Source organism: Lutispora saccharofermentans, from assembly GCF_024363565.1.
Taxonomy (GTDB): domain Bacteria; phylum Bacillota; class Clostridia; order Lutisporales; family Lutisporaceae; genus Lutispora; species Lutispora saccharofermentans.
Window position 1 is genome coordinate 1 of sequence record NZ_JAJEKE010000018.1, and the last position, 12,851, is coordinate 12,851.

Sequence of the window (12,851 nt, forward strand, 5' to 3'; positions counted from 1 at the left end):
GAACGAGACTTCATTCAGTGATGAAATGCATCAATATTTCAATGCCATACAACAATAAGGCCTTGCGATAATATAATAAACAATGTAAAATATTTTTGCCGTAAAAATTCAAAATTTCACGTCTAAACTGCATGATGTATTATGAAGGGAGGTGATGGAAAAAGTAATATGGAAAGGAGGGGAAAAGTGATCGGCAGCTGTAAGTCTGAAGATATCAAATAAGCGCCTGGACTTGCATTATGCAAGTTGACGAGGAACAGGGTTCATCGAAATACTCGGCGGGTGCCCTGCGGCATAGCTCAATGCCGATAGAGGTTTTACAAAACCGCAAGCGATTGCAGGTACAAAATAAACCGAAATGAGCTGATCATATTGTAGAGTCGGGGAACATTCCGTAAGGTCATTATCGGGAACATTCCTCTGAGGTACAGACTCTAGGGAAAGAAATATGTTCCCATAAATTATTTACAGCGGCATGTAACCCCGTTCCTTAGTGAAAGGGGAGAAATTAATGTGTGGAATAGTTGGATATATCGGAGATAAAAATGCAGTTCCGGTATTGATGGATGGCTTGAAAAAGCTTGAATATAGAGGATATGACTCTGCCGGCGTGGCAGTATATGCAGAAGGAAAGGTTGAAATAAGGAAATACAAGGGTAGACTGAGCGTTCTGGAAGAACACCTGGATAAAGAAAAACTGAGCGGCAATCTGGCCATAGGGCATACCAGATGGGCTACCCACGGGGAGCCTTCGGATGCCAACTCTCACCCTCATACGAATGAAAAAGGGGATATTGCCGTAGTCCATAACGGAATAATAGAAAACTACCTGAAGATAAAGGATTTTCTCATCAGCAAGGGCTATGTGTTCAAATCGGAGGTGGACACAGAGGTGCTGGCCCACTTCATCGACTACTATTATGAAGGGGACCTGGCGGAAGCGGTAAGGAAGGTCATAAAGAAAATCAAGGGCTCTTATGCCTTTGCAGTTATAACAAACAGAGAACCGGACAAAATAGTATGCGTCAGAAAGGAAAACCCTCTGATAGTGGGAATAGGCGAAGGTGAAAACTATATCGCCTCGGACATCCCCGCCATACTCAAGCATACGAGGAAAACATACCTCATGGGAGAAAACGAGCTGGCCGTCATAACCAAGTGTGACATCAGATTCTACTCGGAAAACGGCGAGCCTGTAAAAAAAGAAGTCTTCAATGTGGATTGGGATGTGTCCGCAGCAGAAAAAGGCGGCTACAGGCATTTCATGCTGAAGGAGATCCACGAGCAGCCAAAAGCAATAAAGGATACGATGACCGGAAGGATCGCGAAAGACTCCGATGCAATCAGATTAGATGACATAAAGCTGACTGCAGAGGACCTGGCAAGGTTTGGCAAGATTTTCATAGTCGCCTGCGGCACAGCCTATCATGCAGGATTGGCGGGCAAATACCTGATAGAGCATCTTGCCAAAATCCCCGTGGAAGTGGATGTAGCCTCTGAATTCAGATACAGGAACCCACTGGTGGACGAAAAGACTTTGGTGATAATAATAAGCCAATCCGGCGAGACCCTGGACACCTTTGCAGCCCTGAAGGAAGCGAAGGGCAAGGGCGCAAGGATACTCAGCGTAGTAAACGTGGTGGGCAGCTCTATAGCAAGAGAATCCCACGATGTGCTTTACACCTGGGCAGGGCCTGAGATAGCGGTAGCATCCACCAAGGCTTATACAACCCAGATAATCGCCCTGTATGAGATAGCCCTTCACATGGCCGATCTCAAGGGGACCTTGTCAAAAGAAGCGATAAAGGCCATCAAGGATGAAATGCTGAACCTCCCCGCGAAGATAGAGAAGGCGCTGGGAAACAAGGAAGAAATACAGAAGTTTGCTTCCAAGAACTCCGGCGAAAAGGACGTATTTTTCATCGGAAGAGGCCTGGACTACGCAGTAGCTCTGGAAGGCTCCCTGAAGCTCAAGGAAATATCCTATATACACTCGGACGCCTATGCGGCAGGAGAACTGAAGCATGGCCCCATAGCCCTGATAGAAGAGGGCACCGTAGTGATAGCTCTTATGGCCCAGCATGAGCTGTATGAGAAGATGCTCAGCAATGTAAAAGAAGTCAAAGCGAGAGGAGCCTATGTATTCGCCATAGCAAAGGAGGGCAACAGGGAAGTAGAAACCATTGCCGACCAGACCCTATATATACCTGAAGTATCAGATATGCTCTCACCTACTGTAACTGTGATACCCCTCCAGCTGCTGGCCTACTATATGGCAGTAGAAAAGGGCTGCGATGTGGATATGCCAAGGAATTTGGCAAAGAGCGTGACTGTGGAGTAGAAGTGGACTGCCACAAAGACGGCTGTTGTGAGTTCTCAAAAAGTTTGAAAATGAGAGACTGACTCTAAGTAGTTGGTCTCTCAAAACTTAATGGGGGTAATACATATGGTTAAGTTATTAAGAAAGTGCTTGCCTTATGAAAACGAAAGTTTGTTAAGTTTTATTTATAGGCTGGCTAAAGATAATGATTGTCTACCAAAATGGCTTCTGAAGGAATATAAGTTAGATAAAGCTTATATGGATAATTCTATTAACTTTATGGATTATACAGAAAACAACTATTTAGATTTTTGCAAAATAAGTATAAATAGTTATAGTATATCAAACAATACATTTAACATAAATTTAAAAAGGAAGAAGCCTTATTATAGGAATAGTAACAAATAAGACTGACAAAATGCAAGCATGTATAGATGCATGTACAAAATGTGCACAGGCATGTTATGAGTGTTTTAATGCATGTCTAAATGAACCGGATCTTAATGCAAGGAAGAATTGTGTGGCAATATTGGTTGAATGTGCAATGATGTGCCAGATGTCCGCTGCAATGATGTCTATGAACGGCCAGTTTTCAAAGTCTCATTGCCAGCTATGTGCTCAAATATGTGATAAATGTGCTCAAGAATGCGATATGTTTAAAGACGATCACTGCAAGAAATGTGCTGATATTTGCCGTATGTGTGCAGATGAATGCAGAAAAATGGCTGCTATGTAATAGGCTGAATAGCAATTATCTTAGCGCACCTATTAAGTATATACGCAAACGATACTAATAGGTGCGTTATATTTTATGTAATACAATAGAAAGGAATGATGAACATGATGGGCTATGGTTATGGAATGATGGTATTTGCAATGATTATACCCCTACTATTAATAGGATTAGTTGTGTATGCAGCTGTTAAGTTAGCACTGGGAAGTAATAGAAGCAATAATACATTAGATGTAAAAAATGATGCCATTGATATCTTGAATGAAAGATATTCAAAGGGAGAAATATCTGAAGAAGAATACACACGTAAAAAGAAAATGATAAGAGAGTAGTGTTAGTATTTATTGCGAAGAAAAAGGTGATATCATCCCAAAGAGACAGAGGATGGAATGATTATTTTGATTAAATGGCAAGATTTAATATAAGATTTAGTTAGTAAAAATGAATATACATATATGGAAAATTTAAGGTAATAATAGAAAGGGTCGCTATTATATTTGATAAAGCTAAGAAGGTGAAAATATGGAGAAAATGCTTCTTCACAATTTTTCTCAAAGAATTAAAGAGCACTCCTTTTCTATTGATTACTGGGATGGTACAAGCATTAATTATGGTCAAGACACCCCTGCCTTTAAAATTATATTCCATGAAAAAATTCCAGCAGTAAAGCTATTGAAGGATCCATCATTAGCTTTTGGAGAAGCCTATATGGATGGAATTATTGACTTTGAGGGTGATTTACAGGGAATTATTGAAACATTTTACAAAATGATTCCTCCATCTTTTAAAAAGAAAAGCTTCAGTGGATTGCAGAATTTTTTTTCAAATGAAAATAAATCAACTTCTCTAAGAAAACAACAAAAAGATATTAAGCATCACTACGATTTAGGAAATGATTTTTATGAGCTGTGGCTTGATGAGACTATGAGCTACTCATGTGCTTACTTTTGTTCTCCGGAGGATTCTCTTCCTCAAGCTCAACTACAAAAAATTGATTACATATTAAAAAAACTACAGCTTCATCCGGGAGAATCTTTACTGGATATAGGCAGCGGATGGGGTTGGCTGATTATTCGTGCTGCTCAGCAGTATGGAGTAAGAGCATTGGGTGTAACTTTAAGTGAAGAACAATATACCAAAACAAAACAGCGAATTGCTGAACTAGGATTAAAAGGAAAAGTAGACGTAAAGCGGATGGATTATCGAACTCTTGCAGAAAATAATAGTGAGAAATTTGATAAAGTAGTCAGTGTGGGAATGATAGAACATGTGGGAAGAGCTAATATATCTAAGTATATGGAAATGGTAAATAAGCTTCTTGTTCCTGGAGGCTTATCTGTTTTACATTGTATTACAGGACAAATTGAGGGGCCGTGTAATAGGTGGATTCTTAAATACATCTTTCCAGGTGGATATATTCCTTCAATACGTGAGCTGATTTGGCTTTTACCTGAAAACGACTTCCATTTGCTAGATGTAGAAAGTCTACGATTACATTATGCTAGAACCTTACAACACTGGGCTAATAATTATGAAAAAAATTTAGACTATGTTAGAAAAAAGTATGATGAGCGCTTTATTAAAATGTGGCGCTTATATCTAAATGCCTGTGCCACTTCCTTTCGTGTTAGTGGATTGAATATTCACCAAATTGTTTTCTCGAAAGGAATTAATAACGAGTTGCCGATGACAAGGCACTATCTATACCAATGAATTAAAGCGCCTGACACTTTTAGTCGTATAAAATATTATATAAATGTTAATGGCTGAGGAGGTATTGATTTGGATTGGAAGTCATTTATGGAAGGAAGCAAGAACTTATCTACATTTGCTTTGGCCATAAGAGCTGTGATTCTTTATATAGCATTGATTATTGCAACTCGCTTGATGGGTCACCGTCAAGTAGGAATTTTATCAGGTCACAACTATTTAGTAGCTGCCGGAATTGTGAGCTTAGCCGCTATTCGAATGCTGAATCCGGAATCTTCTCTTACTTCCGGTATCGTAATTGTATTTGTTTATGCCTTTGTAAATATCTTTTTATCTTATTTAGATATAAAATGGCCTAGGGCAATCGATCGCAAACCGACAATTCTTATGAAGGATGGAATAATGCTCAGGCAAAATATGCTTGATTGCCATGTAACACTTGATAATCTGTTAGGACAATTAAGACTGAAGGGAGCTCATAATCTATCGGAAATCAACTCTATTGTATTAGAACCCTATGGTAAAATAAGTGTTATCAAAAAGCCTGAAGCTCTGCCTCTTACACGAAAGCAAATGAACCTGCCGTCTAAAATGGCAGCATTACCTGCAATCCTTATTTATGATGGGAAAATAGACGAAGAAAACCTTAATAGCATGGGCTTGGACCATAAGTGGCTAATGGCAAAATTAAGAGAGAAAGGGATTTCTAGTCCACAAAATATATTTTTAGCTATGCTTGAATCGGATGGAACTGTTTATATAAGTATATAGTGAAGAAGGGATGATAATGGAGCTAATAAAAGATATATTCGGTTCTGCTGAAAAAATAAGTCCCTTTATATTTGCTTTACGCAGTATTGTTGTCGGAGGTCTCCTATATATTGAAGGGAAAGTTTTACCTCATAGATCCGGAGGGCAATTCGCTGGGTACGATTTCGCATTTTTCTGGATGATGGATGGAATTACAGCGGCGCCATTATTTGAAGCCAAAATTAGCTTTATTAACACTGTTGTTATAGTTGCTGTTATATATGCTATTCATTATCTTATATCTTATATTGCTGTAAAAAACAAAGCTTTTGCGAAGATAGTAATGGGAAAAGCAATTCTACTAATATCCGGAGGGAAAATCCTTAGACCCAATATGGCAAAAGCACTTTTCCCGTTAGAACTGCTTTTGTCTGATATGAGAAGCGCAGATGCCCCTAATATTAGTGAGGTGGAAGCAGCAGTTTTGGAAACCAGCGGTCATGTAAGCGTTCTAAAAAAATCTGATTATCAGCCTGTAACTCCAAAGGATTTAAACGTTCAAACCATGGGAGGCGGTCTTCCAATTCTTCTTATAAATGAGGGGAGGATTATAGAAAATAATTTGAAGGAATTAGGTTATGACAAGAAATGGCTGAAAGAAGAATTGCTTAAAAAAGGTATATCAGATACAAAATATGTTTATGCTGCATTGATTGATTCTGCTGGTGAATTATACTACTCGGTAATAACTGAATAGAAGAAATACAGGAGGTAATATAAAAATGCTTACTGAAAAAGAAATAATGAACAATGCTTTTAAGGAATTGCAATTGCGTGAAACCAGTATGGCAAAGAAATATGCCAATATTTCAGAACAAATTAACGACCCAAAGCTTAAGCAGATGATAAAAGGAATGGAGCAGGGTTCGCGCAATAACTATAATACGTTGACACAAACCATGTCAAAGTATTCAATTTTTTAAATGGAGTGTGATATTGTATGAATAATATGGACTTTTTACATGATTCTCTGCAGGATGAAATGATGCTGCAAGCTATGTACAATAAATATATGATGGAGATCAGCAATCCGGAGGTCCGTCAGCTTTTTACCCAATTAAGAGATGCAAAAATGCAAAATATTACACAACTGCAGCAAGAAATTAAAACCATGATGCAACAAGGGAAAACTCAGTAGAAATTAGGAGAACAATAAGCTTCTTGGTGAGGACCAATTTATATTGGTTCTATATATCCCTTTAACAACTTTAGATAACTTGTTATATCAATTTCACAATATTTAATAAAAGAAGACTACTTTAAGATTCAAAATGTAATGAAAGAACTGAGAGACCAACTAGATAGAAAAATGACACAGAAATTCTAGCTCTTGCGACAGGTAAGATTACCTGCCGAAAGAGCTTTTGTTTTATAAGATAATAAAATAATAATACATAGTATGTATAGCTTACTGAATATTATTTACGAAATATTTAATGGGCTCTGTAAATAAATTAATATTCTCACTGTGTTTTAGTAAATATTTAATTGCGTCGTCTATTTGCCCTAGCATACTAAAAGCTATACTTAGTGAGTAATATAAGTAAGGTTTGAACTCTGCATCAACAGAGGGCTCAAAATAGCACTCTGATTCCTTTAATACTTCTAATGCCTTATCAATATTGCCACGTCTTAGGTATATAATCCCCAAGATTATTAATAATTCACTAAAGTTTTTTTTGTCGTCTTGATTGAGATCAATTACATGTCTAAGCTGTTCCATATCTATTCTTTCCTTATTAAGTAGAAAAGTGGTTTTTATTATCTCTGCCAGACAATTATTATACTTTAAGGTATATTGAGAATTTCTAAAGTAATTCATGGACTTATTAAGATAGTACAAAGCCTTTTCGTATTTAGCTTCATAACGCAAGAGTATGCCTAGATTAATATAGCATCTATGAATATAAGCCTCATCGCCTATTAGGCTGAAATACTCTATGGATTTATTTATACTATTGATTGCGTCGATGTATTTTTTATGGCTCTTATAACATAGTGATAAAAGCATATTTAGCTCACCAAAGTTGTGGAAAACACTATATTCTTTTGCATAGTGGAGAGCTCTATAAATTACTTCTTCTGCTTGAGATATTTTATCCTGAGAGAATAGAGACAAGGATATATTGTACATGACATCTATTTTGTACTTGATATTGTCCAGATTAATATCCAATATCAGAGAGTCAACGGTCAAGAGGGTCTGCTCCATCTCTTCAAATTGCTTATTGTTATAGCATATAGTTGCTATGCAATTAGATACCTTTATAAGGTATTCGGAGATACCGGTATTTTGAGCTATAAAATAGGATAATGCACACTTAAGGGTTTTATAGGCCCTCTCATCTTGTAGTTTGAAATATGAAAGACCTAACAATGCGTGGGTTTTACCTAGAAGCTGTGGATCAGTAAAATTTTCGCTATTAAAGTAAGTGATCACACGCATCGCTTTATCTACAACGTCTTCATATAAAGATGACAAAAATAACGATTCGATTTCATCAATGAGGATTATATACTTATCATTTGTATCCTCGTTATCATCTAAAAAATATGAATAGGGCTTATTTAGTTTGGAAGCAATATATTCCAATGTCGATAAAGATGGATTAGTATATCCGTTTTCTATCAAACTTAGTTGGCTCCGGCTAATTTTATCTCCGGCCAGTTCTGACTGTGTTAATCCCATTTCTTTTCTTATCTTTTTAATTTTATTTCCAAGAATATTCATTTAAACTCCTTCTAACTAATAAATTTGCAAATCTATAAAGCTTATAAATAATATAACATTCATAAAAGTAATTGTAAACATGGGGAAGGGCGGAAAAGTTAATAGAACAAACATAATTGTTGAAAAAATGGAATATAATTTATATATTGACTTAATATAGAATATATGGTAGTATAATATTTAAAAAAATGTTTATTAAATTAACATTTTTTTAAATATTGGGGGGATTTGTATGAAAAAAATAAAAGTATCAGTAGTAACTATATTATTGGTAATCAGCATAGGATTATTAACAAACTGCTTGGGAAGCTATAAAAACAATTATGTAATGAAAGCTACATTCGTTAAACAAGAATTATTTTCTAAGAGTTGGATTGCCAGTGACGAAATTCCAGATCCGAAGTGTTCAATAATTAGCGTAATATAAGCAAGCAAGAAGCCCTATTCATTAGGTAAGAAATACTTTTGATATACTTACTTAAGACATTAATGTGTAAAAGGGGTGATAAAATGGAAGTTAGACCGATAATATGCGACATCATAAATTCCAACACAGTTATTGGAGATCGTATTTACAACTTAGATGAAAATGAAAATTTACTAGACCAGGGAATAGATTCCTTACAGATGATGCGTGTAATAGTAACACTTGAACAGGCATTGAAATTTGAGTTTAGAGATGAGGATTTGTTAATGATAAACTTTAGCAATATCAGCTCCATGGAAAGTTGCATAAAAACAATTTTAGCAAACACAAACAAAATAGATTGAGGTGTACTATGGATGGAGTTTTATTAGCTTTTGCACCGCTTGGAAATCATGAGCATCCTCATTTAGGCTTGCCGCTGCTAAAAGCGTATCTCTCTGATCATGGTATTAGTAGGTGCATACTAAGAGATTATAATGTCGTTATTATGGATAGAATCATGGTCGACTTAATGACCGGAGATAAGAAGGTATTGTTTGGAAAGGGAGATACTGACGTACTAAGACTTTATAGAGGCGCTAAGGAAATCATGAGAGGCTGTACATCATCTGATAAACTAAAAAGTGGATGGGCTATGGATTTTATTTCAAACTATCTGCGCATCGCAGGTGGGTGTATTGGTGAGATAAGCTTTGATCCCGTCAGTTTTAGTGCCATAGAAGAAGAATTCCAGAAAACAGATATGAATGCCAGTAATAACAAGGTGATTGAGTATATTAGAGATGAAGTTGTAAAGGATATTCTTGAGTATAACCCTAGGGTGCTAGGATTTTCTCTAATATTCGCAAGTCAGATCTATTATACTTTTCTAATTTGTAGGGAAGTTAGAAAGTGGAAGCCGGATATAAAGATAGTATTTGGTGGGCCTCAAGTCTCCCTGTTTTGGAAAGCATTTATTAATAGCAAAATATTTACTCCATATTTTGATGTTATTGTTAAAGAACAGGGTGAATCCGCTATTTTAAGTCTATGTAATTACTGGATTAATGGAATCGGAAGCTTAGAGAATATCCCTAATATTATTTTTAAGGATGGGATTTTATCCTATAAAGTAAATCCAATAGGAGCAAATATTGAGATGGATCATGTTGCCATTCCGGATTTCCGAGATATGCCTTTGGAGTTATACTCATATGCTAAACTGCCATATATGATGACCAGAGGGTGCTATTGGGGACGTTGCGCGTTCTGTGGCTACCGAGGAAGTCATAATAAGCATCTGACCTCATCTAAGGAAAAAATTATCAATGATATAAAGACTTTAAAGGAGCGTCATAATATTCGAATTTATCATTTGATGGATGATGCAATTGCTCCGAGTTATTTATTGGATGTTGCAAATGAAATAATAAAGACTGAGCTTGATATCACTTATGCAGCTTTTCTAAGAACAGAGCGTGCATTTACAAAAGAAGTGTGCGATGTGCTTTGCAAAAGCGGATTAAAGGCTGTTTTATTTGGCCTTGAGAGTGCAAACCAAAGGGTTCTCGATACAATGGACAAGCATATGGATTTAAGTACAATGGTAGAAGTACTTTCAAATTTTAAGAACGCAGGTATATCAAATTATCTCAGTTGCATAATCGGGTTTCCTACTGAAACCAAATCCGAGGCATATGATACAATTCGCTTTTTAGAAGAGCGGAAAGACTTGTATTATAAGGCATATATAACTCCTTTCAGATTATTGTCTGACATGGTTGATTGCCCGGAAAAATTCTCAATGGATAGTATTGATTTTACAAATCCTGTACGGCATGACAAAAACGGGTATGTCTCTTTAGAATACAGCTATAGAGTTAACGAAGGTATGTCTATTGAGGAATCTCTTGAGGTAATGAGAGAGGCGAGAATAAGAGTTAACTCTGTGCCACCTGGCCCTATATTTTTTAGATGACATTATAGGTATGACAAATTAAATATTGTATGAAGGGATTGATTAATGTGCCCAGACTAGCATTAATATCGCCCAAGGGAGCAGAGTTTTCTCGCAATGAAGTATTATCAAAGTTTCTTAAGGATGAACTAAGAATGAAAAACATAAGAAATCTTTGGAATAGCCCAAATCTAGGTATGCTTACTGTAGCGGCCTTAACACCGAGCGAGTGGGATATAGAGTATATTGATGAACACTTGCGCGATATTGATTTTAACCAGAAATATGATATTGTTGGTCTTTCTTGTATGACACAGCAGATTGAACGAGGCTATGAAATAGCGAATAAATTTAAAGAAAAAGGAATAACAACAGTGATAGGCGGTATACATGCTACAGTACGCCCGGAAGAAGTTGCTCAATATGTTGATGTTGTAATAGCAGGAGAAGCTGAACTTACATGGCCTACTTTTTTAGAAGATTGGGGAAATGGTACATATAAAAAAATTTACAAGGAGTTGCACCCAGGTATGTTAGATATCAGTACCTCTCCTATTCCACGTTACGATCTTATAAAAGACTATAATTATTCAACAATAACGATTAATACAAGTCGTGGATGCCCCCATGACTGCAGTTTCTGTGCTGCTTCAAGGGTATATGGGCCTGTATATAGAAGGAAAAACAATGAGCAAATTATAAGTGAAATCATGAGAATAAAGGAGCTATTTGGAAATAGCTATATATTGTTCGGTGATGATAATATTTTTGTTTCCAGGGATGAGTCAAAGGATTTACTGCGCGAGATAAAAAAGTTAAATGTAAGGTGGGTTGCACAGACTGATATATCCATATCAGACGATGATGAGTTGTTAAAACTTATGGCTGAAAGTGGATGCCAATGGGTTGTAATTGGTCTTGAGAGTATTGCCAGAAAGAGCCTTGAGGGTATAAACAAGTGGAAGACAGATAGACTGGATAGCTATAGAGACTCTATCGATAAGGTTCAAAGCTATGGTATAGGAGTTATGGGAGCTTTCGTATTTGGATTGGATTATGATGATTATTCTGTTATGGAAGATACCATTAAATTTATTGCTGATTGTAATTTTTACGGTATTCACGTGACTTCTCCTACACCGTTTCCCGGAAGTCGTTATAGAAATGTAATGCAAGAGAGCGGAAGGCTTATTGACTTGCCATGGTCATATTACACCCACTGGGATGTTCTGATAAAACCCAACCTATTAACCCCTAATGAAGTTCAGAACTGCATATATAAGATATACAGAGCTTTTGTTGACGAGAAGGAGGCAAATAAAAGGTTTGCTAACTTTATTCATAAGTTTAGGAAAAGAGATGTAGGGAATGTCCAATGTTAGGAATTGTGTGTGCTCTATCAGATGAGTTTAATGCTATGGTATCACAATTAAAGGACGCAAAGCATGAAACATATCACAGCTTTGATATTTATATTGGTCAGATTGGCATAACTAAGGTAGGAATTATATTGTCAGGCGTGGGCAAAGTGAATTCATCAATTGGAGCATGTGTTCTCATCGAACATTTCTCAGCAAAGCTAATACTTTCAATAGGGTTAGCAGGGGCTGTCAACAGTGAGTTAATGATTGGTGACTTAGTTATTGGGGAGCGTTTGATGTATTATGATAGCTATTTATCTAATTTGCCGACAGAAGGTATTAAAGTGGAAATAGTATCTCATATGGCGGTACCCTTTACTATAGGCGAAAATATATTAAGATGTGTGACAGGTTTGCTGAGAGACGAGCTGCCACCCTTGCCAGATATGGTGAAGAAAAGGTCCAACAATCTGTATCCCAAGGTCTGGACGGGACTTATGGCAAGCGGCGATATGCCTGTTGACTCAAAACTGTCGGCAGACAAAATATACAACACATTTAATGCTTTATCTGTGGATATGGAAAGTGCGAGTATATGCCATGTTTCGCATAGGTATAATACAATGGCACTGCCTATACGCATTATAAGTGACTATGCGAACGAACACTCAATCGTATATTTATTAAGGTATGGTAGAGATTTATGTAACTATTTAGCCGAGATTGTGAAAAAAATGGTAGAGAGTGGATTGTACCAATCGATAATCACTTTCTGATAATTCCAGTAACGGATGAGATTGTTAAAGCTTAAGAAGAGGTGATA

General features: G+C 36.6%; 15 protein-coding genes. 14 read left to right on the top strand and 1 reads right to left on the bottom strand.

Features of this window, described 5'->3' with window-relative positions:
* Positions 1–511 precede the first annotated feature (511 nt).
* The 9 genes from glmS to LJD61_RS16345 all read left to right on the top strand — a co-directional run bounded on the left by glmS (position 512) and on the right by LJD61_RS16345 (position 6,711).
* On the top strand, positions 512–2,341 hold the full coding sequence (gene glmS / locus LJD61_RS16305) for a glutamine--fructose-6-phosphate transaminase (isomerizing) (RefSeq protein WP_255228608.1): 1,830 nt from the start codon (positions 512–514) through the stop codon (positions 2,339–2,341).
* Between the two features lie 105 nt (positions 2,342–2,446).
* The gene (locus LJD61_RS16310) at positions 2,447–2,728 is read left to right on the top strand and encodes a hypothetical protein (RefSeq protein WP_255228609.1); all 282 of its coding nucleotides are present in this window, start codon (positions 2,447–2,449) and stop codon (positions 2,726–2,728) included.
* The gene (locus LJD61_RS20825) at positions 2,709–3,056 is read left to right on the top strand and encodes a four-helix bundle copper-binding protein (protein WP_255228693.1); all 348 of its coding nucleotides are present in this window, start codon (positions 2,709–2,711) and stop codon (positions 3,054–3,056) included. Before LJD61_RS16310 ends, LJD61_RS20825 begins: the two co-directional genes overlap by 20 nt.
* A 104-nt stretch (positions 3,057–3,160) precedes the next feature.
* Positions 3,161–3,385 (top strand): SHOCT domain-containing protein, encoded by a 225-nt coding sequence (locus tag LJD61_RS16320; protein ID WP_255228610.1) that lies wholly within the window; start codon positions 3,161–3,163, stop codon positions 3,383–3,385.
* 190 nt (positions 3,386–3,575) lie between these two features.
* Positions 3,576–4,766, top strand: coding sequence for an SAM-dependent methyltransferase (locus LJD61_RS16325; RefSeq protein WP_303740804.1), 1,191 nt, complete (start codon positions 3,576–3,578; stop codon positions 4,764–4,766).
* A gap of 69 nt (positions 4,767–4,835) precedes the next feature.
* Positions 4,836–5,534 (top strand): YetF domain-containing protein, encoded by a 699-nt coding sequence (locus LJD61_RS16330; RefSeq protein ID WP_255228611.1) that lies wholly within the window; start codon positions 4,836–4,838, stop codon positions 5,532–5,534.
* Between the two features lie 16 nt (positions 5,535–5,550).
* Complete coding sequence (locus LJD61_RS16335) at positions 5,551–6,270, top strand: DUF421 domain-containing protein (RefSeq protein ID WP_255228612.1); 720 nt, start codon at positions 5,551–5,553, stop codon at positions 6,268–6,270.
* 25 nt (positions 6,271–6,295) lie between these two features.
* Positions 6,296–6,496: a hypothetical protein gene (locus tag LJD61_RS16340; protein ID WP_255228613.1), complete on the top strand. Its 201-nt coding sequence runs from the start codon at positions 6,296–6,298 to the stop codon at positions 6,494–6,496.
* A 17-nt stretch (positions 6,497–6,513) separates the two neighbouring features.
* Complete coding sequence (locus LJD61_RS16345; RefSeq protein WP_255228614.1) at positions 6,514–6,711, top strand: spore coat protein; 198 nt, start codon at positions 6,514–6,516, stop codon at positions 6,709–6,711.
* A gap of 270 nt (positions 6,712–6,981) precedes the next feature.
* Here LJD61_RS16345 and LJD61_RS16350 read toward each other — a convergent pair whose 3' ends face one another.
* A complete protein-coding gene (locus LJD61_RS16350; protein ID WP_255228615.1) occupies positions 6,982–8,304 on the bottom strand; it encodes a helix-turn-helix domain-containing protein in 1,323 nt (440 codons plus the stop codon).
* A gap of 232 nt (positions 8,305–8,536) precedes the next feature.
* Here LJD61_RS16350 and LJD61_RS16355 point away from each other — a divergent pair, with 232 nt between their 5' ends.
* The 5 genes from LJD61_RS16355 (at position 8,537) to LJD61_RS16375 (ending at position 12,804) form a co-directional block, all read left to right on the top strand.
* Positions 8,537–8,731, top strand: coding sequence for a hypothetical protein (locus tag LJD61_RS16355; protein ID WP_255228616.1), 195 nt, complete (start codon positions 8,537–8,539; stop codon positions 8,729–8,731).
* Between the two features lie 83 nt (positions 8,732–8,814).
* Positions 8,815–9,075, top strand: coding sequence for an acyl carrier protein (locus LJD61_RS16360; protein ID WP_255228617.1), 261 nt, complete (start codon positions 8,815–8,817; stop codon positions 9,073–9,075).
* Entirely contained in the window at positions 9,033–10,688 is a 1,656-nt protein-coding gene (locus tag LJD61_RS16365) for a B12-binding domain-containing radical SAM protein (RefSeq protein ID WP_255228618.1), read from the top strand. Before LJD61_RS16360 ends, LJD61_RS16365 begins: the two co-directional genes overlap by 43 nt.
* 134 nt (positions 10,689–10,822) lie before the next feature.
* The gene (locus tag LJD61_RS16370) at positions 10,823–12,049 is read left to right on the top strand and encodes a B12-binding domain-containing radical SAM protein (RefSeq protein WP_255228619.1); all 1,227 of its coding nucleotides are present in this window, start codon (positions 10,823–10,825) and stop codon (positions 12,047–12,049) included.
* Positions 12,043–12,804 (top strand): 5'-methylthioadenosine/S-adenosylhomocysteine nucleosidase, encoded by a 762-nt coding sequence (locus LJD61_RS16375; protein ID WP_255228620.1) that lies wholly within the window; start codon positions 12,043–12,045, stop codon positions 12,802–12,804. Before LJD61_RS16370 ends, LJD61_RS16375 begins: the two co-directional genes overlap by 7 nt.
* The last annotated feature ends 47 nt before the right edge of the window (positions 12,805–12,851 follow it).